Source organism: Actinoplanes sp. CA-015351, from assembly GCF_050955685.1.
GTDB lineage: Bacteria > Actinomycetota > Actinomycetes > Mycobacteriales > Micromonosporaceae > Actinoplanes.
Window position 1 is genome coordinate 3,518,688 of record NZ_CP192102.1, and the last position, 22,845, is coordinate 3,541,532.

General features: G+C 68.9%; 16 protein-coding genes. 6 read left to right on the forward strand and 10 right to left on the reverse strand.

Annotated features, from left to right (window positions below):
* Nucleotides 1-29 precede the first annotated feature (29 nt).
* From ACQP2E_RS15865 to ACQP2E_RS15890, 6 genes are all read right to left on the reverse strand, one after another.
* Nucleotides 30-989 carry a substrate-binding domain-containing protein gene (locus tag ACQP2E_RS15865; protein ID WP_433832334.1) on the reverse strand — a complete coding sequence of 320 codons (960 nt, stop codon included), beginning with the start codon at nucleotides 987-989 and terminating at the stop codon, nucleotides 30-32.
* Nucleotides 965-2,485 (reverse strand): FAD-dependent oxidoreductase, encoded by a 1,521-nt coding sequence (locus tag ACQP2E_RS15870; RefSeq protein WP_433832336.1) that lies wholly within the window; start codon nucleotides 2,483-2,485, stop codon nucleotides 965-967. Before ACQP2E_RS15870 ends, ACQP2E_RS15865 begins: the two co-directional genes overlap by 25 nt.
* Before the next feature lie 27 nt (nucleotides 2,486-2,512).
* Nucleotides 2,513-3,679, reverse strand: a complete 1,167-nt coding sequence (locus ACQP2E_RS15875) for an SGNH/GDSL hydrolase family protein (RefSeq protein ID WP_433832338.1) — start codon at nucleotides 3,677-3,679, stop codon at nucleotides 2,513-2,515.
* A 163-nt stretch (nucleotides 3,680-3,842) separates the two neighbouring features.
* On the reverse strand, nucleotides 3,843-7,127 hold the full coding sequence (locus ACQP2E_RS15880) for a BTAD domain-containing putative transcriptional regulator (protein ID WP_433832340.1): 3,285 nt from the start codon (nucleotides 7,125-7,127) through the stop codon (nucleotides 3,843-3,845).
* Between the two features lie 152 nt (nucleotides 7,128-7,279).
* Complete coding sequence (locus ACQP2E_RS15885; RefSeq protein WP_433832342.1) at nucleotides 7,280-7,930, reverse strand: hypothetical protein; 651 nt, start codon at nucleotides 7,928-7,930, stop codon at nucleotides 7,280-7,282.
* Nucleotides 7,930-8,433: a sigma-70 family RNA polymerase sigma factor gene (locus ACQP2E_RS15890; RefSeq protein WP_433832344.1), complete on the reverse strand. Its 504-nt coding sequence runs from the start codon at nucleotides 8,431-8,433 to the stop codon at nucleotides 7,930-7,932. Before ACQP2E_RS15890 ends, ACQP2E_RS15885 begins: the two co-directional genes overlap by 1 nt.
* A gap of 167 nt (nucleotides 8,434-8,600) precedes the next feature.
* On the opposite strand from ACQP2E_RS15890, the gene ACQP2E_RS15895 reads away from it, so the two are divergent.
* Nucleotides 8,601-12,833: an FG-GAP-like repeat-containing protein gene (locus ACQP2E_RS15895; RefSeq protein ID WP_433832346.1), complete on the forward strand. Its 4,233-nt coding sequence runs from the start codon at nucleotides 8,601-8,603 to the stop codon at nucleotides 12,831-12,833.
* 39 nt (nucleotides 12,834-12,872) lie between these two features.
* Here the strand turns inward: ACQP2E_RS15895 and ACQP2E_RS15900 are convergent, their stop codons facing one another.
* A complete protein-coding gene (locus tag ACQP2E_RS15900) occupies nucleotides 12,873-13,031 on the reverse strand; it encodes a hypothetical protein (RefSeq protein WP_433832348.1) in 159 nt (52 codons plus the stop codon).
* Nucleotides 13,032-13,208: 177 nt separating this feature from the next.
* On the opposite strand from ACQP2E_RS15900, the gene ACQP2E_RS15905 reads away from it, so the two are divergent.
* The 4 genes from ACQP2E_RS15905 to ACQP2E_RS15920 all read left to right on the forward strand — a co-directional run bounded on the left by ACQP2E_RS15905 (nucleotide 13,209) and on the right by ACQP2E_RS15920 (nucleotide 16,597).
* The gene (locus tag ACQP2E_RS15905) at nucleotides 13,209-13,376 is read left to right on the forward strand and encodes a helix-turn-helix transcriptional regulator (protein ID WP_433833938.1); all 168 of its coding nucleotides are present in this window, start codon (nucleotides 13,209-13,211) and stop codon (nucleotides 13,374-13,376) included.
* Nucleotides 13,349-13,603, forward strand: a complete 255-nt coding sequence (locus tag ACQP2E_RS15910; RefSeq protein WP_433832350.1) for a hypothetical protein — start codon at nucleotides 13,349-13,351, stop codon at nucleotides 13,601-13,603. The genes ACQP2E_RS15905 and ACQP2E_RS15910 overlap by 28 nt, the downstream gene beginning before the upstream one ends.
* Nucleotides 13,604-13,726: 123 nt before the next feature.
* Entirely contained in the window at nucleotides 13,727-15,841 is a 2,115-nt protein-coding gene (locus ACQP2E_RS15915) for a galactose-binding domain-containing protein (protein WP_433832352.1), read from the forward strand.
* Nucleotides 15,842-15,970: 129 nt separating this feature from the next.
* Complete coding sequence (locus tag ACQP2E_RS15920; protein ID WP_433832354.1) at nucleotides 15,971-16,597, forward strand: hypothetical protein; 627 nt, start codon at nucleotides 15,971-15,973, stop codon at nucleotides 16,595-16,597.
* Here the strand turns inward: ACQP2E_RS15920 and ACQP2E_RS15925 are convergent.
* From ACQP2E_RS15925 to ACQP2E_RS15935, 3 genes are all read right to left on the reverse strand, one after another.
* Nucleotides 16,594-19,794 (reverse strand): hypothetical protein, encoded by a 3,201-nt coding sequence (locus ACQP2E_RS15925; RefSeq protein ID WP_433832356.1) that lies wholly within the window; start codon nucleotides 19,792-19,794, stop codon nucleotides 16,594-16,596. The two genes, ACQP2E_RS15920 and ACQP2E_RS15925, sit on opposite strands and share 4 nt — an antisense overlap.
* A gap of 26 nt (nucleotides 19,795-19,820) precedes the next feature.
* Nucleotides 19,821-20,261 carry a hypothetical protein gene (locus ACQP2E_RS15930; RefSeq protein ID WP_433832358.1) on the reverse strand — a complete coding sequence of 147 codons (441 nt, stop codon included), beginning with the start codon at nucleotides 20,259-20,261 and terminating at the stop codon, nucleotides 19,821-19,823.
* A gap of 200 nt (nucleotides 20,262-20,461) precedes the next feature.
* Nucleotides 20,462-21,337 (reverse strand): LysR family transcriptional regulator, encoded by an 876-nt coding sequence (locus tag ACQP2E_RS15935; RefSeq protein WP_433832360.1) that lies wholly within the window; start codon nucleotides 21,335-21,337, stop codon nucleotides 20,462-20,464.
* Nucleotides 21,338-21,419: 82 nt separating this feature from the next.
* On the opposite strand from ACQP2E_RS15935, the gene ACQP2E_RS15940 reads away from it, so the two are divergent.
* A complete protein-coding gene (locus tag ACQP2E_RS15940; RefSeq protein WP_433832362.1) occupies nucleotides 21,420-22,586 on the forward strand; it encodes an MFS transporter in 1,167 nt (388 codons plus the stop codon).
* Nucleotides 22,587-22,845: the final 259 nt, after the last annotated feature.

Consider the following 22,845-nt stretch of genomic DNA (forward strand, 5'->3'; position numbering starts at 1 on the left):
AAAGATCTGCCGGTTCTCGATCCGGACGGTCACGGTGCCGCCTGTTCAGGGGCTGCGGTGGTGCGGCGGGTGACCAGGGTGGGCGACAGTTTGATCTGGGCGGTGCGGCGGCCGCGGTCGCCGATGCGGTCGACGAGCAGGCGGGCGGCGTTCGCGCCCATCTGCCGGCCGTCCTGGTCGACGCTGGTCAGGGAGATCGGCCCGAAGGCGGCGAGGGCGCTGTTGTCGTACCCGGCGACTGAGATGTCGCCGGGAATCGAGAGGCCGGCTTCGGCGATCGCTTCGCCGGCGCCGAGGGCGACGACGTCGGCGCCGGCGAAAATCGCGGTGGGCCGCACCGGGCGGGCGAGCAGCTGCTGGGCTCCCAGGTAGCCGCCGGCCTGGGTGTAACTGCGATACGGCGGTGGCCCAGGCCGACGAGGTGATCGACGACCAAGGCGGCGCCGGCGATGTCGTCGTCGGTGACGCTGTCGTAGGCGGGGGAGGAGCCGTGCCGGCCGACGACCACGGTCGGCACGCTGCGGGCCCTTTCGAAGGTGACACATGCCGTCCGGGCGCATGCCGTGCGCCTCGTCGCGGGAGGTTCGACCGTTCATGATCGTAGGACTCTGCTGGCCGGCTCGCTGGCCGTCGCCGCCACGTCTGTTGCCGCAGCCCCGCTCAGGCCGGTCCTCCGGGTGGCCGGGACGAGGCCGTGACGTCGCACGTTCTCGGCCGGCGAACCGCTGATGGTCGGCACCACCCGCGACGAGACGGTGTTCTTCAGCCTCGCCGGCCCGCCCGACGTCTTCCGCATCGACGACGCCGGGCTGCGCAGCTGTACTGGGAGAAGCGGGCATGAGGGACGCCGCCGGTTCCGGTATCACCGGAACCGGCGGCAGCATCCTCGGCGCGCTGGTGGACCTCGCTCGGGGCGGGCGAAGGGCGATTGTGCGCGAGGAGATCGAGGACCGGGCGGTCGTGTTCAGACTTTCGGACTGCCGAACCATCGGCGGGCTGATCGGTCGAACGACTCGAGGTCGGGGATGTCATCGCTTGCCCAGGCGACGACGCCATCGGGGCGGACGAGTACGGCGCGGTAACCCAGGTCGTTGCGGGCCGGCCCGGTCACGTACTGAATCCGGTCCGTCCAGCCTGTAGCCGCGTCGTGCAGGTGTTGGTCGGGGCTGAAGTCGAGCAGGATCCCTCGTCCGGTCCGCATGAGGTCACCTAGCAGGGTGCCGTCGTCGAGTCGGAAGTCCGGGGCGTTGCGTCCGGTCAAAGGGATTTCGTTGCCGAGGTCGTAACGGTTGGCTGTGCCCGAGGTCCGTTCCCACACATAGGTTGTCGCATCGGCGGTGGCGAGCAGATCGCTGATCAGCGCTTGCAGGGCCGGCGCGTACGAGTCCGGCCGCATGACTGCCACCTGGGCGCGGGACCAGTCGAGCACCCGGGCTCCGATCGGGTGCCGTTCCTGGGTGTAGGTGTCCAGCAGACCGTACGAGGCGGTTCCCTGGACGGTCGCGGCGAGTTTCCAGCCCAGGTTCAGGGCGTCACCGATCCCCAGGTTGAGGCCCTGGCCGCCGAGCGGAGAGTGGATGTGTGCGGCATCGCCGGCCAGGAGAACCCGGTTCTGCCGATAAGTGGTGGCTTGCATCGCCCTGTCGGTGAAGCTGGAGGCCAGATCGACCTCGTCGACCGTGACGTCGGCGCCGGACACACGACGCAGGACCGTCTGCAGATGTCCGGAGGTCAGCGGCCGGGATCGGTCGAACGTGCCGCTGTCGAAATCCATCATCCCCAGGTAGCCGCCGGCGGGCATCCGCAGGTACATGCCGTTCGGCGTCACATTGAAGCCGGGGCCCAGACTCTCCCGGCCGGTGACCGTGCCGGTGAACAGGTATCCGGTCAGCTGCGGTTCGGTGCCGGCGAAGTCGAATCCGGCCAGCTCGCGGATGGTGCTGCGGCCGCCGTCACAACCGGCCACCCATCGGCCCGTGTATTCCTGCTCACCAGCGCACACCACCACCTTGTCGTCGTGCTGGGTGAGACCGGTGACCTCGATGCCCCGCCGGATGTCCACGCCCAGTTCGACCGCCCGTTCGGCCAGCACCGACTGGACCGCGTCCAGGCTCGTCAACATGCCGTCCATCGCCGGGCTGGGCAGTCGCAGCGGAAGAGCGGCAAGATTCACCATCGCCGGATCGAGCATGATGCCGGCGAAGTGATTCACCGATCGGGGTGCCGGCGCCTGGTCCGCGTCGAGATCGGCGCCCACCTCGTCGCGGCCGCCCGACGCCGCCAGCAACCGCAAAAGCATCCCGCGGCGGTAGAACGCCTCGACCGAAGCGGTGTTCAGACCCCGCAATCCCAGCGGAAACTTCCGCCACGGCGACTGCGCCTCGGCCTCTCGTTCCAGCACCACGACCGAACACCCCGCCAGACCCAGCTCGCAGGCGAGAAACAACCCCACCGGCCCACCGCCCACGATCACCACGTCACGCATCAAAGACCTCCTTTCGTACGCGTTGACTCAGCGGAACAGCGACGGGTCGATGGAGCCGGCGAGGACCTGGTGGCCCGCGTCGTTGCCGTGCAGGTGGTCGCCGGCGTGCAGATCGTCCCGGATGCGGGAGGGACGGGCCGGGTCGCGCCAGGCGGCATCGAAGTCCAGGACCCCGTCGAAGGCACCACTCGTACGGATCCAGTTGTTGATCGTCTGACGTGCTGACTCGCTGCCCGCGGTGTGCATCTCGGAGCCTTCGTCGGGGGTGACGGTGGTGACGTAGATCTTCACGTCGCGGTCGTGGGCTCGGGCGATCAACTGCTGGTAACCGGCAAGGATGTCGTCGGTCGTCACCGGCTCTCCGGGGAACATCGCCAGGAACCCGGCCATGGCCTCGTCGTCGCGCGGCGCGTTGGAGATGCTGATGTCGTTGTGGCCCAGCGAAACGACGACGCAGCCGAGGCCTGGTGTCGCCAGCACGTCGCGGTCGAAGCGTGCCAGTCCGGAGGTGCCGAGGCCGTCGTTGAGCATCCGGTTGCCGCTGATGCCCTGATTGCAGACGTAGAAGCCCTGCTCAGCGAGCAGTTCCGGCCAGCTGCGGTTCGCGTCCGGGGTTGAGCCGAAGCCGTCAGCGAGGGAGTCGCCGAGCACGACGATGGAACTGGCCGCGGCGTCGGGTTGAACGTCGACGGCCGACAGCAGGGCACGTACCGGGAGCGGCTCGGCCTTTTCGGGCAGGGTGGTCTCGGCGACGGCGTTGCCCGCGATGATCCAGCCGGATTCCAGTGACGGGTCGTGGCAGGTGCAGCTCTCCACCAGTTCCGGCAGGTAGAGGCTGATCGACAGCTTGGCGAGGGCGGGCAGGGGCAGGTCGATCGGGTCACTGAGGATCGGCGCACCGGCCGGTACGGTGACGGCTGCCCGGCCGGCGAAGGTCAGTACCCGAGTGCTGCCCTGCTCGACGCCGCCGCCGGGAATCGCGAGGCCCACCTGAGCCGCGCCGACGTTCAGGGGCGTGGTCCCGTACTCGTTTGTCAGGCGGACGCGCACCCGGCGTCCGCCGCCGCTGATTCGCACCACCTGCCGCAGGGTCACGTCGATGAGCGGTGACACTTCTTGCAGGGAGCCGAGCCCGGCGTCCGGTGCCTGTGGCGCTGCGCCCCAGGTCCGAACCCATTCGTTGATCTCAGTCACGTTGTGCCTCCGAAGTGCGTACGTTGCTGTCGTGTGCGGAGTTGCCTGCCGGTCTGGGCTGTCCCCGGCGGCACGTCAAAGCTGACGGTTGCCGCTCACACGGCACTCACACGGTGCTGGCACGGTGCTGGTACGCAACGATCACTCGCTCACACGAGGGACTTCAGCTCGCTCCCGCGGCCTGCGGGCCGCCATCGGTGCCGGCTGGATTCGATGGCCGGACGGTCAGCCGCGCGGGATCGGCAGCGGTCACGGCCTGCTCCGGAGTCAGCTCCCAGCCATGGCCGTAGGCGCTGGCAAACGCTGCGCCACCCAGCGCGGTACGCCCGCGACTGACGAGTTCGCGAATCCACGGATCAGTCTCGTCATGAGCGCCACGCAGTCGCGACGCTGCGCCCAGGAGGACGGCCGATTCGCTCGATGCGGTTCCGCTCGATGCGGTTCCGCTCGACGCGGCGAGTTCGGCCGCGTGCACCGCTACCAGCGACAGGATCGGCAGGTCCCGGGTCTTGCGCGCGGTCGCGTACGCCCGCATCAATGCTCGCTGAGCGCCAATAAGGTCACCGGCCCTTGTGCTGAGGGCGGCTCGAAGGCTGCTGAGCAGCGTACGAACATGGTCGTTGGGGTTGGCAGTGCCGCTGCGTACGGCCTGCTCGGCGTCGTCGAGAAGGGCGGCGGCGCGGTCCGCGTTCCCCAGCCGCAGCCAGGATTCGGCCTCTCTGGCGTCCACGAGGATCCGCAGCTCGGTCGAGGCCGTGTGCCGGGCGCGCTGCCGGACGGCGTCGATCATGCCAACTGCCTGGCCGGTATCGCCGTTTCGCAAGAGCAGGTTCATCCAGCGCAGGTCACTGTCGATCTGGTCGCCGATGCTGAGCATGCCGAATTCGCCGGCCAGCGATCGGGCCTCGCGAACATCGGCCATCGCCCCGGCCAGATCGTCGTATTGCCGGAACTGCGCCCGGATCGGCAGCGTCGCGGCTTGACCCCATCGATCGCCCACGGAACGGAAACAGGCCAGAGCCGCTTCCACGTCGGCTCGCATGAGCGCGAATTCGCCGGCGTTCTCCGCGATCTGCGCCTGGAACAGCCGGGCAAGTCCGGTCAGCCACACGTCACCAGAGCCGGTCAGCTTCGCGAAGCCCTGCAACGCGGACCGATCATCTTGCAGAAAGGCGAGCAGAACCGGGCCGAAAATGGCGTAGGGACTCGGGAGCTGCGGATAACCGAGTAGCTGATCAGCGACTTCGCGCATGCGTGCCCGGTCCTCAGCGAGCTGTTCGGCGCTCATCGTGAGCGGGATGTCGGCGCGGTTGAGCAGGAGAACGGCTTGAGCGCAGGCGCGTTCGGCAGACGGCTCGCCGCCGGGCACCGCGAGTGCCTCACCCAGCCAATAGGCTGCTTCGGGATTGCGGCCGAACAGCTGCCAGAACCAGGTCAGGCTCAGCACGAGAGAGACGGCCCCGGAAGCATCGCCGGCGTCGCACAGCCAGCGCAGCGCCGCCAGCGTGTTGTCGTACTCGTTGCGGATGAGAGGAATCACGCCCAGTTGGCCCGGTCCCCGCAACTGTGAGTCGTGCTCGGTCATCAGCCGGGCGAGGTAGGCCACTGCCATCTCGCGAGCGCTCCCGAGCTGGTCAGTCTCGGCAAGGCGGCCGGCGCCGAACTCGCGGATCGTTTCCAGCATGCGATAGCGACCAGGGTGCGGCGCGAGATGCAACAGCGACCGGTCGACAAGGCCGGCGAGCAGGTCAGGGATGTCGTCGGCGGGAACCGCGGTGCCGGCGCAGACCGCGACGGCGGAGGCCAGCGTGACGCCGCCGGGCAGGACCGACACGCGTTCGACGACCGTACGTTCGTCATCGCTCAGCAGATCCCAGCTCCAGGCAATGACCGCACGGAGCGTGCGGTGCCGCGACAGTGAGGTGCGGTGTCCGGTGGAGAGCAATCGGAAACGGTCAGACAGCCCATCAGCCAGCTCCGGCAGCGACAACGTACGCAGCCGGGCCGCTGCCAGTTCGAGGGCCAGCGGCAGCCCATCCAATCCGCGGACCAGGCGCACCACCGCCGGCAGCACGGATGCGTCAGTGTCGAAGCCGGGGCGCACGGCGGCGGCTCGTTCCCGGAACAGACGCACCGACGCCGCGCGCAGGATCTGCTCGGTGTCGTCGTCCGCGTCCGGCAAGGCAAGCGGGCCCAGCGGCACCAGGGCCTCGCCGGTGAGGGCAAGTGGCTCGCGGCTGGTGGCCAGCACCCGCAATCCGGGGCAGCGCGACAGCACCGCCGCGCACAGGTGCGCGACAGCGTCGATCAAGTGCTCGCAATTGTCCATCAGCAACAGACACTCACGGCCGCCCAGCTGCTCGGCGAGCACGTCCAGCTCGTCACCTTCCATCCGCTTGCGCGGGTCGAAGAACGCGCCGCCACGCAGCCCGGTGGCTGCGAGTACCGCGGCACTGACCTTGGCCGGCTCGGCCACCGAGGCAAGATCGATGATCCAGACTCGGTCGTGAAACTCCTGCCGTAATTGCAGGGCAGCCTCGACGGCGAGGCGGGTCTTGCCGGCGCCGCCCGGCCCCAGCACCGTGACCAGCCGCCCGGAAGCGAGCAGCGCCTTGACACGGGCGAGGTCGTCGTCGCGTCCGATGAGGCTCGTCAACGGCGTAGGCAGATTGCCCGGTTTCGGGTTCGCCGGGATGGCCGGAGCGCGCAGGAGCTCCACATGCCGCGCCCTCAATGCAGCTCCCGGATCAACGCCGAGGTCCTCGGCCAAAGCCTCGCGGACCTGCTCGTACAGGCTCAGGGCTTCAGCCTGGTGGCCCTGTGCGGCGAGCGCGTCCATGAGCAGGGCAGCCGCACGCTCATGAACGGGCTGCTCGGCGAGCAAAGCGGTAAGGCGGACCCCGGCCACGTCGGCGTGACCCAGGGCTATCTCGGCGTCGGCCAGGTCGACGACAGCCTCGACCGAGATGCGGGCCAGGCGGGTCGCGGCGGCCGGCGCGACTGCGGCGACGGCTGCCGGCTCGGTGCCAGGACAGTCGCCCCACAGCGCGGTGGCTTCGCCGAGCAGCGCTGCTGCGGCGGCCGGGTCACCGGCTCGCAAGCGATCGTGGCCGGCTGCCGCCAGCTGTTCGAACCGCACCGCGTCGACATCGGCACCGTCGATGTCCAGGCGGTAACCGCCGACAACCTGCACAACACTGCCGGCCGAGCCGAGAACACGGCGCAGCCGCGAGACGAGCGACTGCAACGCGTGAGCCGGGCCGGCCGGCAGAGCGTCGGCCCAGATCGCGTCAACCAGCACGTCCTGTTCGACTGCGCGACCGCCGGCGAGCGCCAGCCGTACGACCAGCCCTCGTAGCCGAGCCCCCGGAACCGTCACGGAGGCATCACCGCGAGACATCTGGAAGGCGTCGAGCAACGTGACCCGAAGCATCGCACCCTCTTCCATCTCCCGATCTTCGCGCGAACGCCTCCGATGCCCGACATCAGGGCCCTTGCCTCGGCGCGTCAGGCCCGTCTGCCCTCACTGCACATTTCCTGGACTCACGCTGACCGTCCCCGTCCGGCAAGGGAGCCCGCCGGACGGGACGGATGGCCAGGTCAGCTGCCGGTGACGGTGATGCCCCGGACGAAGCCGACGATCTGGTCGGTGCTCAGGCCGGTCGAATCCGGCACCTGTACCGTGACCGAACCCTTGTCGGACGGGAAGATCAGCCAGCGCGCCGGCGGGGTCCCGGGGAATGCTGGGAACCTGCCGAGCTTCGCCTCCCGGCCGTTGATGTCAACCGTCTGCGCCGCCGGGTCCTGCGGGCCGCCTTGCCCGCCCGTGAAGTACACCGCGATCCGCTGGTCATAAAAGACCTGATCGGGCGCGGCCGACGGCCCGACACCGGTCTCCTTGCCGGGCGGCGCCACTACGAATTCGTACGGCGTCGACGAGACGATCGTCCACCCCTGCGGCACCACGGCCACCTCGAAGCCGACCGGCTGCCCACCGGTCCACGCGACGAGGTGCAGAGCGGACGCCGACGCCCCCGGACCGGCATCCTCCGGACCGGCGCTGCGGACCGAGAAGGCGCCGGCCGACAGGGCGGCGACCGCGACGACGGCCGCCGCGGTGAAACCAAGGCGCTGCTGACGGCGCCGGCGCACGGCCAGGTGGCCCCGGGTCACGTCGGCGGCGACGAGGGCGGGGTCGGCCGGGCCGTCCGCGCGGGGCAGGTCACGAAGCAGGTTCATCACGTCGGGCATCAATGGTCCCCTAGCTGTGCGGCCATGCCGGCCGGGAAAAGGTCGCGCAGGTGCTGTAACCCGCGCGCGCTCTGACTTTTGACGTTGCCCTCACTGCACCGCATCGCCGCGGCGGTCTCGGCCACGCTGAGGCCTTCGACGTACCGCAGCACCACGGCGGCTCGCATCCCCGCAGGCAGGGCCCGCAGCATGGTGATGACACGGTCGTCGTCGCGCATGTCCTCCAGCGCGGCAACGTCGGGCAACTCCGCGAACGTGCGTTCCCGGCGGCGGAACAGGCTGCGATGCTCGTCGACGGTGGCGTTCACGACACAGCGCCGGGCGTACGCATCGAGGGTTTCCGGCCGCAGCCGCGCCCAGCGCAGGTAGAGCTTCGTCAACGCTGCCTGCACCGCGTCCTCGGCCCGGCTGCGGTCGCCCGAGGTCAGCAGGGCAGCCATCCGCACCAGCCCGTCACGCCGCGCGGTCACCCATTCGGTGAACTCGCGATCCTGCGGTTTCAACTGCTCACCAACGTATTCTCGTCTCACTCGAGGGCTGGAACAGTAGCTATACGAGATCGACGGCCCAGGGGTTGCACGTTGGTGAGACAGTGCGGCTCGCCGAGGCGGTTCATGGATGTTCATGCGCAGGACACTGTGGACGAACGTTCGCCTTGTTGAATGTCGCTGTGCATAAGCTTCGGCTCGCGATCTCCGTCTGGGTCATCGCCGCTCTGGTGGCCGGCTTCACCGCTGTTCCGGCCCGTGCCGCCGCCGGTGACCTCGTGCTCACTCTCAACGCCTCGGACATGGGCCTGGACCCTGCGGTGCTTCGTCAGGTGGTGCCGCAGATCCAGGCGGAGATCCGGCAGGATGGTGGGCTCGGCGCGTCCATCAAGCAGGATCTGCGCGAGCAGGCCGCCGGCGGGGCCGGGTTCGACATCGCGGCCGTGCCGGATTTCGGCGGCTCGCTGACGCTGACCCCGGACGGTACCGGGATGACGATCACCGTGCCGGCCGCGGAGGTTCAGGCGACGTCGTGGTGGGTGCAGCTGGCCGCGCTGGTGATCGGTGGCCTGGCCGGGTACGGGCTGCGAGTGCTGTGCATCGGCGCACTGACCAACTCGGGGGTGGGCGCGGCCACCATTCCGTTGATCTGTACCCCGATGCAGGGCGCGGTGACCGGGTTCGTCAGCGGCGTGGTGGTGCACGCGTTCGCCGGGGATCTGCGGTCGTCCGGCGCCTGGGTCGACATCATCATTCGTACCGTAGTGGGATTTGCGTTTGGGTTTGCGTGGGAGAAATATGCGGCAGGGTTCGCGAAGAACTATCTGCCGGGTGGGCTGCGTGACATCGGCGACTGGATATTGATCAAGGTGCCGGCGCTGCAGTCGGTTTTCGGGGTGCCGTTCGCGGTGGCGGCGCAGGAGGCCGCTGAGCTGGCGATCGAGATGGAGGACCTGCTCGGCTGGGAGATGCGCAGCTGGGATGTCGAGGGTCAGCCGTTGCCGGACATGTTGCCGCTGCCGACCGCGGGGCGGATGTTCATCCGGGGCGCCGATCCGGGCGTGATCAGGGTGGGCAATACCTACCATGCGGTGCAGTCCGGCGGTGACGGTCTCTATCTGCGGTCCGCGCCGAGCGTGGCGGCGCTCAGCGATGCCCCACCGCGCAGGATCTGGACGAATCCCGGCCTGGCCGAGCTGTGGGCACCGCAGCTGGTCGCGATCGGCGGCCGTTACTACATCTACTTCTCGGCCGGGGCGGGCGCGGCCCATCGGATGTATGTGATCAGCTCGACGTCACCGGTGAGTGGGTACGGCAGCCATCAGAAGCTGAACCTGCCCGACGACCGCTGGGCGATCGACGGGACCGCGTCCACCTTCGACAACCAGCTGTGGTTCGTGTGGTCGGGCTGGGAAGGCACCACCGACATCGAACAGAACCTGTATCTGACCCGGATGAGCAACCCCACCACCGCTACGGGGCAGCGATTCCGGATCTCTCAGCCGCGGGAGTCGTGGGAGCGGGTCGTCGGCAACCCGTTCGTCAACGAGGCACCTGAGGTGATCGTGGACCCGAACGGCCAGTTGCACATCGTGTACTCGGCGAACGGCTCGTGGAGTGATCAGTACTGTCTGGGCGATCTGCGGCTTCGCAAGGGCGGCGACCCGGCGTACGTATGGGACTGGTACAAATCCAACGGCTGCGTATTCGGTTCGAACGCGGCCACCATGATGTCCGGGTTCCGGGCCACCCGCGACGTCGACGGTCCGGGTCATCACAGTTTCGCTCTGCTCGGCGGCGACGCCGGGAACGGCGGTGCGGCCGGTTCGACACAGCGATTCGTGTACCACGGCGTGCCCAAGGGCATGACCTACAAGTGGGACAACCGGGTTTGGTACGAGGGCGCGTTCACCTGGTGGAACGCGATACCGTACGCCCGGCAGAACGTGCCCGGTGACACCGTGTCCACCGGCTGGAGCTTCGGGATGATCGAGGACCCGGACGGGCAGGTGCCGGCGCCGCCGGCGGTCACACCATCACCGGGAAACCTGGACCTTCGGGTTCTTCCGCTGGGTGACTCCATCACGCACGGTGTCGGCGGCAGCCCGGGCGGCACCGGATATCGCGCCCGCCTGTGGGATCTGCTGTCGGCCAAACCCGGAACGCTGGACTTCGTCGGCTCGATGGATTCCGGGCAGCTGCCGGACACCGACCACGAAGGGCATCCCGGCTGGCGGATCCGCCAGGTCGACAGCCTGGTCGGTGACTGCACGATTCGCCGATACCGGCCGAACGTCGTCACGCTGCATCTGGGCACCAACGACATGGCGAACAACGACGACGTCAGTACGGCACCGGACCGGCTCCGTGCCCTGATCGAGAAGATGCTCCGGCTGGCTCCGGAGACCACCGTGCTGGTAGCCACCCTCGTGCCGTCGCTGACGCCGGCGACCAACGCCCGGATCCAGCAGTACAACACCCGGATCTCCACCATGGTCGACGACTTCCGGGCCGCTGACCGGCCGGTCCGGCTGGTCAGCATGAACGCGGTGACATCCGCTGACATGATCGACTCGCTGCACCCCAACAACGCCGGATACCGCAAGATGGCCGACGCATTTGGCCGCGCCGTCACCGGTGCGCTGGCCGAGGGACTCATCCGACCGCCGGTCGCCGCTGACTCCGGGCCGTGCGGAAGCGCGCCGGGCACACCACCGGCCGGGACTCCGCGGCCCGTCGGCTGGAACTGGGCCGGCCAGATCGCGGCGGGTGCCGGCCCCCGCGAACAGGTACGGTTCGCCGATCTCAACGGTGACGGCCGCGACGACTATCTGCTGGTGGGCGATCAGGGCCAGGTCCGGCTGTGGCTGAACCGGGGCAGCGGCGACGGCGTCGGCTGGCAGTCCCGGGGCGAGGTCGCCTCCGGATCTGCCCCGCGTGACCAGGTGCGGTTCGCTGATCTCAACGGTGACGGCCGGGACGACTATCTGGTGGTCGGCGACCAGGGACAAGTGCAGGCGTGGTTCAACACCGGCACCGGCGACGCCGTGGCCTGGACGGCTATGGGTGTGGTCGCGACCGGGGTGGGTGCGACCCGCGATCAGGTGCAGTTCGCTGACATCGACGTCGACGGCCGTGACGACTATCTGGTGGTCGGTGACCAGGGCCAGGTGCGGGCCTGGCTGAACGCGTACGGTGTCGGCGGCGCGGCCTGGAACAACCAGGGTGAGGTCGCCTCGGGGGTGGGTTCGACCCGGGACCGGGTACGGTTCGCCGACCTCAACGGTGACGGCCGCGACGATTACCTGACGGTCAGCGATCAGGCGCAGATCCGCGGCTGGTTGAACAACATCGGCGGTGGCGGACGGCCGTGGGCGTACCAGGGTGACGTGGCCGGCGGGGTCGGCGCCACCAGCGCCGAACTGGCGCTGGCCGACGTGAACGGCGACGGCCGCGACGACTACCTCGTGGTCGGCGCCACCGGCCAGGTGACGGCGTGGCTCAACGACCGATACGGCCGCCCGGACCCGTGGGACTGGCAGGGTCTGATCGCGACCAGCGGCGCCTCCCGCGAGCAGGTACGCCTGGCCGACCTCAACGGCGACGGCCGTGACGACTACCTGGCCGTCGGAGATCAGGGCCAGGTTCGGGCCTGGCTCAATGTCCGCGACGGCGACAGCGTCGGCTGGGACTGGCGTGGCGAGGTCGCCGCCGGAGCCGGCGCCCGCGACCAGGTGCGGTTCGCTGATCTCAACGGTGACGGCCGTGACGATTACCTGGTCGTCGGTGACCAGGGCGACATCCGGGCGTGGCTGAACACCGGCACCGCGGACGCGGTGTCCTGGGCTGCCCAGGGCGAGGTCGCCAGAGGCTCCGGCGCTCGCGCGCAGCTGCGGTTCGCTGACCTCAACGGTGACGGCCGTGACGACTACCTGGTCGTCGGCGACCTGGGCGAGGTCAAGGCCTGGCTGAACGTCGGCACCGGCAACACCGTGGCCTGGGCGGCGCAGGGCGAGATCGCCACGGGTGTCGGCGCGGCCGGTAACACTGTCACGTTCACCGACGTCGATGGCGACCGCCGTGACGATTACCTGGTCGTCGGCGAGTACGGGCAGATCCGCGCCTGGCTCAACAACAGGGGCGGACCCGGCCCGGCGTGGCTCTCACGCGGGGAGATCGCCTCCGGTGTGGGTTACCCCGCCGCCCGCGTCGAACTCGCTGAGATCAACGGCGACCGCCGCGCCGACTATCTCGTCATCGACGATCAAGGCGGGGTCCGTGCCTGGTTCAACAACGGGACCGCTGCCGGCCCCGCGCCCGGCAACCCACCGGCGATGCCGGGCGACCCGAACCCGCCGCTCCCGGACGGCACCGGCTCGGGCCTGCCGCTCTGCGTCGCGAACCGCTGCCCCTGACCCCGCCGCGTGCGGATCATTCACGACGATCTTGGCTGATCAGCGTGATGGCCGGCGCCCCTTGACGGCGCCGAGGACGAACGACGCGACAAGGGCGATCAGGCCGAGGATCAGCAGCCACTTGAGAGCCTTCAGGAACAGGCCGAGCAGGATGAGGATCACGGCGGCGACGACGAGCGTGGTGATGAGCGAGCGCATGATCCTCTTCTTCCCCGCGGCGATCGCCCGCAACCCGGAGTGCGGGATTCTCAGGTCCCGAGCGCGGCCACGCGTGGGGATGCGATTTCCAGTGGCACTCTGTCGGAGTACAAGAATCGTGAGACTACTTGTCGTAGGCATATAGTCGTGGGCATGGAACGGTACGCGGGTGTCCTGATGGGTGCTCATGAGATCCGCGTTCGGCTTGGTGGGATCTCCCGGCAGCGCGTCTACCAGCTGACCAGTCGTGCTGACTTTCCTGCGCCGGTTGCTGATCTTGTGCAGGGCAAGGTGTGGATGACGTCGGATGTGGAGGAATGGATTACGGCGCATCGGAGGGCGTAGCGGACACGGAACAGGTCGAGCAGTGCATCGGCGCGGTTCGTGGGCCGCGACCAGGAGAACGCCGCTCGAGGCAACACCGCTCGGGAGAACGCGATGTCGAGCTGCCGGAGGTGTACACCCTGCTGATCGCCATGTCGCGGGCTGCCGAAACGGACGAGGAGGTCAGGGGGCGGGCGCTGGCGATCGTGTTCGACGGGCTCGGGCCGCATGCGGATGTCTTTGAGTAGAGCCAGTTTCCGGCAGAAAGACAGAATATTTCAAAGGTTCGTTCAAGTATTGCGGTTCCGTGAACACAACTGTCACGATGACCGTCGATCCCTCATCTCGTCCCTGGATCGACTGGAGTCCCCATGGCAGTCACCCGCCGTACCCTGCTGTCCTCAGCCGCGCTCGGCCTGCCGGTTGCCGCGCTGGCCGGTGCAACATCGGTCGGAGCCACATCGGCCCGTGCCGCGTCGCCCGCCGGTGACGTGGTCGGCAAGGTCAGCGTCGGTTATCAGGGCTGGTTCGCCTGCCCCGGCGACGGCGCGCCGATCGGTGGCTGGTGGCACTGGAGCCGGGACCGCTTCCAGCCGCCGTCACCCGGCAACACCACCATCGTGTCCTGGCCTGACCTGCGTGATTTCACCCGTACCTACCCGACGGCGTACCCGAACCTGGGCAACGGCGGCCCCGCCGCGCTGTTCTCGTCCTACGACCAGCAGACCGTGGACACGCACTTCGACTGGATGCGGACCTACAGCATCGACACCGCCGCGCTGCAGCGATTCAACCCGTTCGGCGACGAGGGCCTGACCCGCGACGCGATGACCCAGAAGGTGCGGAGCGCGGCCGAGCGGACCGGCCGCAAGTTCTACATCATGTACGACGTCACCGGCTGGACGAACATGCAGTCCGAGCTGAAGACCGACTGGACGTCGAAGATGTCGGCGCACACCGCCTCCAGTGCGTACGCCCGGCAGAACGGCAAGCCGGTCGTCTGCATCTGGGGTTTCGGCTTCAACGACGACGGGCGCCCGTTCACCCCGGCCCAGTGCCTCGACGTGGTCACCTGGTTCAAGGCGCAGGGCTGCTACGTCATCGGAGGGGTGCCCACGTACTGGCGGGAGAGCAGGAACGACAGCCGGACCGGGTTCCTCGGCGTCTATCACGCCTTCGACATGCTGTCGCCGTGGATGGTCGGGCGCACCGGCGACCTGGCCGGACTCGACTGGTTCGCCGCCAGCGTCAACGCCGCCGACCAGGCCGACTGCAACGCCAACGGCATCGATTACCAGCCCTGTGTGCTGCCCGGCGATCTCTCCTCCGGGCATCGCCGGCACGGCGACTTCTACTGGCGCAGCATCTACAACATGGTCCGGCTCGGCGCGCAGGGCCTTTACGTGTCCATGTTCGACGAGTTCAACGAGGGAAACCAGATCGCCAAGACCGCCGAGACCGCAGCGTCTGTGCCGGCCGGCACCGGGATCCGCGCGCTCGACGAGGACGGCACCTTCTGCTCCGCCGACTACTACCTGCGCATCACCACCGACGCCGGGAAAATGCTCAAAGGCCAGATCGCACTGACTTCCGTACGCCCGACGCAGCCGACAACCGTGACCGGACCGCCTCCGCAACCCACCGGTGATCTTGCCGCCGGTAAGGCGGTCAGTGCGAGCAGTGTGAACGGGCCTTACGCGGCGGCGAACGCGGTCGATGCGAGCGCCGGCTCCTACTGGGAGTCCAGCGGTGCGCTCCCGCAGTGGTTGCAGGTCGATCTGGGTGCTGCCTACGCCGTGAAAAGCCTGGTCCTACGGCTGCCCGCCGGCTGGGAGAGGCGAACCCAGACGATCACCGTGCAGGGCAGCAGCGACGGCTCCGGCTTCAGCACCCTCGCCGGTTCCGCCGGCCACGTCTTCGACCCCGGCTCCGGCAACACGGTGACGATCACGCTCTCCGGCGCCACCGCCCGCTACGTGCGGCTCGCCGTCACGGCCAACACCGGCTGGCCGGCGGCTCAGCTCGCCCAACTCCAGGTGTACGGCGACGACGCGCCGACCACACCGCCACCGGTCACCGACCTGGCGCGCGGCCGGGCAGCCACCGCCAGCGGCCAGGCCCAGGTGTACGGGGCGGGCAACGTGACAGACGGGGACGCGGCTACCTACTGGGAGAGCGCGAACAACGCCTTCCCGCAGTGGGTCCAGGTGGACCTGGGTGCGGCCGTGGCTGTCGGCCGGGCGGTGCTGAAGCTTCCGCCGTCGTGGGGTGCGCGGACACAGACGCTCGCCATCTCGGGAAGTACGAACGGGTCCGCCTTCACCACCGTGTCCGGGGCGGCCGAGCGGACGTTCGCCCCCGGCTCCGGCAACATCGTGACGGTCAGCTTCGCGGCGTCCTCGGTCCGGTACCTGCGGGTCACCGCCACCGCGAACACGGCATGGCCGGCCGGGCAGCTGTCGGCGATCGAGGCGTACGCAAGCTGACCCGGGGAGGGACCGTCACGGCTTCCCGGCTCATCCGGCCATCTTTGATGCCTGAACGGCCGACCGCCACCAGGGGAAATACCGCCGACGACTTGGGCCTTGCCGCAGCACAGCGCCATGCTGTCGTGCATGACCGCAACGCCGGACAGCCGCATCGGATGGCTGATCCTTCCGGACCGCAGCAGGATCCTTCGGGTAGTGGCGGTTGTGCCGGCGATGGCCCTTCCCTCGGCTGGATTTCTGCTGGATCTGGTCTATGGCACCGGAGCAGACGACGGGCTCGGAGCTGCCGGGGTAGCCGCGTTGATCGTGCTGTTCGCTCTGCCGGTCGGCTGGTACCTCAGCTACACGTGCCTGTTCAACTGGCGATCGCGCATCGAGTACCGCGATGGTGTGCTGCGCGTCCGGAACTGGGTGTCCCGGAGCATCGTCGTCGCTGCGCCGATCAGCATGTCCGTGATCTCGATCGATGCGAGCACGTCCACGGGACAGATGCTCGTGCTGGGCAATCGGGACGCGGCAGCATTGGTCAACCCGCGGCAGTGGTCGGAGCCAACGCTGATGGCGGCCTGGCATTCGGCCGGGCTGCCGAGCACGGTGGTTGCTGCCTCGCACAGCGTGCAGGAGCTGCGCCGCAAGTTCCCGCGCCTGCGCATCCCGCTGCGGTTGCGGTACCCGAAGACATTCACCACCCTTTGGACGGTTGGCGCAATAGGCTACATCGGCCTGGTCATCAATGTGTTTGCGAGGATCTAGAGCCCGAGCTCCTGGCGCAGCTGCGACGCCTCAGCGGCATAGCCGTACAGCGCGAGAATGCTGTGGCAGGTGGCGAGCGTGTCCCGCAGCTTGCGAGCGGTCGCCGGCGTGCCGACCATGGCGGCGAGGCGGTGTACAGCGGTGGCTCGCCGGATGGTCTGTACGGCCTCGTCGTGCCGGCCGGTCTCGACGCACAGCCTGGCGACGATCACCAAGTTGTGAGCCAAGTCGTCGCGGTCGTACGCCGGGCGGGCTGAGGCGAGGTTCTCCTCGATCTGCAAGGCTTCGAGCGCCGGGGGCAGAGCCTGCTCAGGCCGGCCCAAGTCGGCCGATTGCACGGCAAGGTTGCGCAGCGACTGAGCCAGGGCGGAAGAGCGTGGTGCCGAATTGCCGCGAGCGAGGCGACGACGGATGTCGACGACCTCACGCATGGTGATCAAGGCCTGCTCGAGGATGCCGGCGCTTGCCTGCCGGATGCTCAGGTTGGTCAGCGATTTCGACAGCTGCTCGAGGTGGGCGTCCAGTTCGCGCCGGGTGAGCTGCCGGCTGATGGCTGCCGCTTCCTCGGCACACCGCAGCGCTTCATCGATACGGCTCAGATCGGCATACAGGTGGGAAAGGGTGCCCAGCGCTCGCGTCAGTGCGGGCAGCGCGGTGCCTGGGTTGTCGGGCGCCGCTGCCCGGATAAGCGATACGGCCTGTAACACCGAGGTGATCGCCTCCTCGGTGGCACCGAGGTCCCCCAACTGGGAACCGAGGTTGCTGAGCGCGGCCGCCAGGTCGAGTCGATACACCTCGGGCTGCGCCTCGACGAGGCGCAGAAGGTAGCCCGTAGCCTCCCGAGTGCAGGCGACCGCCGTGGCGGCATCCCCGGCAGAGCTGTGCAGAGTTCCGACATTCGACAGCATCTTGGCCAGGCCGGGCACATGCCGTACGGGATTGCGTTCTGCCAGTGCTCGCTGGATCGCCGTTGCCTCCTGCCGGCACGCCATCGCTTCCGTCCGGTCGAGGCTGGAGGAGAGCAGGTTTGCCAGAGTATCGAGCGCGGCCGCGAGGATGGGCAGGTACAAGTCGGGGTTGGCGCTGGCGAGCTCGCGCAGGATGCCGGTCGCTTCCCTGGAGTGCGGCGTCGCCTGTTCGGGCAGGCCCGCGCCGAACTCGCTCACCGCCAGCCCGTGCAGGCTCATGGCCAGGTCAGGCAGGTACCTGGCGGGCTGGCCCGCTGAGAGCCGGCGCAAAATCTGTACTGCTTCGGTGGCGCAGGCAGGAGCCTGAGCGTGATGTCCCCGTGCCCACAGTAGATTGCCGTGGTTCAGCAGGGACTGCGCCAGCTGCTGTAAATACTCGTCTGCGCCATCGCTGGTCATGCGCCGCCAGAGTGTTACCGCCTCGTGGGACCAAGCAGCTGCTTGCGCCAGCCGTTGCTGCTCGAGAAGGCATACGCCGATGATTTGCATCGCATACGCCATCGGTTCGCGCAGCTCCGGATCGTCGGGAGCCGCCCGCGCCACAGCGACAGCCTCCTCACCGGCGGCCACAGCGTCAGCCGGCCGGCCCGCCTTCTGCAGGGCACTTGCAAACTCAACGAGCGTGGACACGAGAGCCACCGCAGGGTCGTCGTGGACCCGCTCGCGACGAATGGCGACCGCACGGCCGAGGTGTTCAACGGCCTCGTCCGCACGTCCCACCTGCGACAGCCGCCAGGCATGGACCGATAGCGTGATGGCCAGCAGATCAGCGTCGACCCCCGACAGCGAGGCGACTCGATGCGGTAGCAGCGCGGCGCCGATCGCGGCAGCACCCACATCCAAATCCACGTGACGTTGCAGAGGCAGCTGCGCGTCGATGAGTTCGAGCACCTCCAGGTCAGCGTCCGCAAACGCGGCGAGGCGGGTCAGGACGGCACTGCCGGCCTGCGTCGCCAACTGCGGTGTGCCGCGCAGGATAGGAAAGAGATGCTGCATGCGTACGTGTGGCCAGCGCTCGGCGGCGGCCACGAGGAACGTGACTCCTCGCGAGCCGATCAGCGTCGCAGCGATCTGCGGCGCCCACGACTGGGCGGGATAGTCGGCAGTGTGCCCAGGCAGGGTCAGGGCCAGAAAATCCTCGGCCAGCCGGTCCGGGTAGAGCGGCTCGAGCGCCATGCGGGCGTCAGCCGGGGGATAACAGTACGAATGATCGGCGATCACCTGCTCCACATCGCCGGTTGAGGACAGGACAACGGCCGCCCGCGCCCGCGGCACGGTCCCCGTCAGCGCGGCGATGAAGACGGCCCGGTTCATGATCGCGGCAGGAGTCCGGTGGCGGTGTTCACCCGAGCTGAACAGCCGCGCCCACTGCAAATGCTCGCGATCCAGTAGATAGATCGTCAAACCTTCAACGTCGGTGGGCGGCGGGCACCCGATGCCGCCAGTGGTGACATACGTGTCAAGCGCGACCAGGGCCGCCATGTGCACGGCCAGCGTCAGCCCCATCTCCGGGGCCGGCAGCGACGCGGGGAGCGGGATGCGGCCGGGGTCGCTGGCGCCGTAGCAGGACGCGAAGCTGTCCCGCGCGGCGCGGAACATTTCGGCCCGTCCGTCGTCGCTGGGCAGAGCCGTGAGGTGCTGGCTGCTGGTGGTCGCCTGCAGGTCGGCGAGCGCGGCGCGTACTGGCGGCCAGATGTCCGCGCTGCGGGCCAGCATCAACACCCGCGCGGGTACGGAAATGCGGTGTAGCAGTGCGTTGCTCAGCAGCCACGTCAAATGCGGCAACGGCCATTGATCGGCATAGTCGACCAGCAGAAGCACCCCGGCGGTACCGTCCAGTCGCAGGTCCTCGCCGCCCGGCGGTGGCAGCACCGTGCCCGCGCCATGCCGTGCAACGACGCACTTCCATCCTGCGGCGGTCGACTCGGCGGCGAGATGGTCGGCGATGCGGGTCTTGCCCTGACCACCTGCTCCGTACAGCCAGCGGACCGCCAGGCGCTCCGGGGTGTCCCGCCAGCGGCGCAGGTCGTCGATCTCGCTGCGGCGGCCGGTGAACGTGACGACCTGGAGCCGTGCGTGGAGCATGCGGCTGGGTAGTTCCCGAAGCCAATGTGGGTCGGGCGTCGGGGCGGGCCGCCAGTTCTGCAAGAGGTAGATCGGACTGCCGTCGCCGAAGACGTGAATGTCGGCGCCGATGACACCGTAGGCGAAACCCGCTGTCGCGGTCACCTGCTGGACCGGTGACGCGCCCTCGTTCACTGTTGCGGGGCCCCGGTGGGCGGATGGGTGATGATGGAGCCGAACATGACCCCTTGCGCTGTCGCGTTCGGTGCGGAGGCGGTGATGTGCTGCACCCATTGCTGCTGCGCGGCCGGGAGTGTTTTCTGAATCTCATCCGTCACGGCCTGTACCTGACCGGCGGCGGTGGGGTCCTCCTCCAGGAGGTCACTGAGCCGGGTCTGCCACTGTTCCTGCAGGCGTCGTCGCACCTCGGGGCGCTCGTCTGGCCGCGCCTGCTCGACCTGCGCTGCGGTCTGATCCAGTCTGCGCTCGGTCAGTCGCCGTCGAGACGCGTCGCGCTGGTTCAGGATGCGCTCGAACCCGGCTCGCGCTTGCTGCCAGGCGTCGGTCGCGGCGGCGGCCACCAGGGCGGCGCTGCCCGACGCCGCCAGACTGACCAGCCATTCAGCTTCCACGTCGCCCTCCACGTCGGTCGGAGCGATCGCTGCCCGTGATGGGACGAACCGGTCACGCACGATAGGTTCCCGCGTTGCCCAGGACAGCCAACTGTTGCGGTGGTGCAGCTGCACCACCGCAATCTTGCGGGAGATCCTTGGCGGGCGACGCACACCGCGTGCGTAACCCTTCGGGCTTCCACCGCGTTGCACCCGGACGTTCAGGGGTAAGGGGCGGCCTCGGTCAGGAAGGAGTGGAAGCGGGCGGCGGCCGGGGTCAGCGGGCGGTCGGTGCGCCAGGTCAGGCCTACGACGCGTTCGGCGGTGGGTGAGGTCAGGGTGATTTTGATGGTTCCGGTGGCGCCGGCGAAGCGTTCCGGGACCAGTGCCACGCCCAAGCCCGCGCCGACCAGGCCCTCGACCGTTGCCAGGTCGCCGATCTCGAAGGCTATCCGCGGGGTCACGCCTGCCGTGGTGAGCAGGTCGTCGACCAGGGCTCGGAATCCGAAACCTGGCGGGATCGTCACGAAGTCCTCGCCGGCCACCTCGGACAGGCGGCACGCGCGGCGGGTGGACAAGCGGTGGCCGGGCGGGACGATCAGGGCGAGGGTCTGTGTCTGCAGCGGCAGCCAGCCGTACGGGCCGGGCGGGCGCGGTGAGATCAGCGCCAGTTCGGACACGCCGGCGTCCAGGTCGGCCAGAATTTCGTGGCCGGGCTCTTGGCGCAGCTCGACGCGCAGGCGCGGGGCGTGCTCGCGGACGTCGTGCAGGATGCGTGGGACCAGCGACGTGGCCATCGAGTCCAGGAACGCCAGCCGGACCGTGCCGGAGTCCGGGTCGAGCAGGCCGGCCAGGTCCATCACCAGGCGGTCGTACCTGTCGACCAGGTCCTGCGCCGCGGTGAGGGCGAGGTCGCCGAGCGGGTTGGGGTGGACACCTTTCGCATCGCGTTCGAACAGGCGGGCGCCGAGTTCGGACTCGAGGCGGGCCAGGAGCCGGGACAGGGTGGGCTGGGTGGTGCCGAGCGCGGCCGCCGCCTCGGTGACGTGGCGGTGCTCACCCAGGGCGATCAGGCCGCGGAGGTCGTCGATCTGCACGACGCTCATCATACGTCCAGCGCATGTCTGCCATGATTCCTATGCATTGGACGTATCCCCTTGAGGAGCGAACAGTGGCCTGGTGAGCACCTACCGCCGGATCTCGATCGCCCTGTTCGCTGCCGGTGTGGCCACGTTCGCCCTGCTCTACAGCACCCAGGCGCTGCTGCCGGAGCTGTCCGCCGCGTTTGAGGTCACCCCGGCGCAGAGTGCGTGGTCGCTGTCGCTCGCCACGATCGGGCTCGGGGTGGCGCTGCTGATCACCGGGCCGCTGTCGGAGAAGGCCGGCCGGACCCCGCTGATCCACCTGTCGCTGATCCTTTCCGGACTGATCGGGCTGGCGTGTGCCGTGGCGCCGGGCTGGCACGCGCTGCTCGGTCTGCGCCTGGCCCAGGGTGTGGCGCTCGCCGGCCTGCCCGCCGTGGCGACCGCGTACCTGCGGGAGGAGTTGCCTGCCTCGTTCCAGGCGCGGGCCGCCGGGCTGTACATCGGCGGGACCGCGCTCGGCGGCATGGTGGGCCGGCTGGCCAGCGGAACCGTCGCGTCGGCGTTCGGCTGGCGGTGGGCTCTCGCCACCATCGCGGTGATCGGGCTGATCTGCGCCGGGCTGGTGCTCGCGTTGCTGCCCGCGTCCCGCAACTTCGTGCCCCGCCGCCAAGCAGCGATGACCTGGCGGGCGCTCACCGATCCGGCGCTGCTCAGTCTGTACGCCATCGGTGCCTGCTCGATGGGCGCGTTCGTGGCCGTCTACAACGCGCTCGGGTTCCGGCTGACCAGTGCGCCGTTCGGGCTGAGCGCTGCAGCCGCCGGCGCGGTGTTCCTGGTCTATCCAGTCGGCACGCTCAGTTCCACGGTCGCCGGGCGGCTGGCCGATCGGTACGGCCGGCGGGCCGTCATGCCGTTCGGCTGCCTGCTCACCGCGGCCGGACTGCTGCTCACGCTGCCCGACAACCTGCCGGTCATGATCGTCGGCTTGGCGCTGCTGACCGGCGGATTCTTCTGCGTGCACGGCCTCGCCAGTGGGTGGGTACCGGTCCGGGCGCACGCCGGTGACGTGCCCGCCGGGCAGGCCGCTTCGCTGTACCTGTTCGCCTACTACGCCGGCTCGTCGATCTTCGGCAGCCTGTCGGGCGCGGCCTGGTCGGCCGGGGGATGGGTCGCGGTGGTCGCCCTGGCCGCGGTCTTCGTCACGGTCAGCGGCGTGCTGGCGGGAGCGCTGCGCCGCGTACCCATCCTGGCCGCGCGGTGAGGGTTGTCTCTCAACCTGTTTCCGCAGCTGGCGCCGGTCATTGTCGTGTCTTAGTCAAGCCGCCGTGTGAAGCGGGATGTGACCCGAGACGGGTCAGGGTGATGCCGTCTCATCCATCATGGCATCGCGCTGATTCCGATAGGGTGCCGGAGAACTGATCCGGTGGCCGCTGCGAGAGCAAGGTAGGCGGCCACGCCCTTGGCGGCCGCTTCTCTGTCATCGTTCTCTCGCCTCGGTCGCACGGGATCAGTCTGCCGTG

Excerpts from the sequence above, each read along its gene's own strand:
- ACQP2E_RS15900 (WP_433832348.1), bottom strand. The coding sequence starts at position 13,031 with ATGCGCTCGCTCATCACCACGCTCGTCGTCGCCGCCGTGATCCTCATC.
- ACQP2E_RS15915 (WP_433832352.1), top strand. The coding sequence starts at position 13,727 with ATGGCAGTCACCCGCCGTACCCTGCTGTCCTCAGCCGCGCTCGGCCTG.
- ACQP2E_RS15870 (WP_433832336.1), bottom strand. The coding sequence starts at position 2,485 with ATGCGTGACGTGGTGATCGTGGGCGGTGGGCCGGTGGGGTTGTTTCTC.
- ACQP2E_RS15910 (WP_433832350.1), top strand. The coding sequence starts at position 13,349 with ATGGATTACGGCGCATCGGAGGGCGTAGCGGACACGGAACAGGTCGAG.
- ACQP2E_RS15920 (WP_433832354.1), top strand. The coding sequence starts at position 15,971 with ATGACCGCAACGCCGGACAGCCGCATCGGATGGCTGATCCTTCCGGAC.
- ACQP2E_RS15880 (WP_433832340.1), bottom strand. The coding sequence starts at position 7,127 with ATGGAAGAGGGTGCGATGCTTCGGGTCACGTTGCTCGACGCCTTCCAG.
- ACQP2E_RS15865 (WP_433832334.1), bottom strand. The coding sequence starts at position 989 with ATGGTTCGGCAGTCCGAAAGTCTGAACACGACCGCCCGGTCCTCGATC.
- ACQP2E_RS15905 (WP_433833938.1), top strand. The coding sequence starts at position 13,209 with ATGGGTGCTCATGAGATCCGCGTTCGGCTTGGTGGGATCTCCCGGCAG.
- ACQP2E_RS15885 (WP_433832342.1), bottom strand. The coding sequence starts at position 7,930 with ATGCCCGACGTGATGAACCTGCTTCGTGACCTGCCCCGCGCGGACGGC.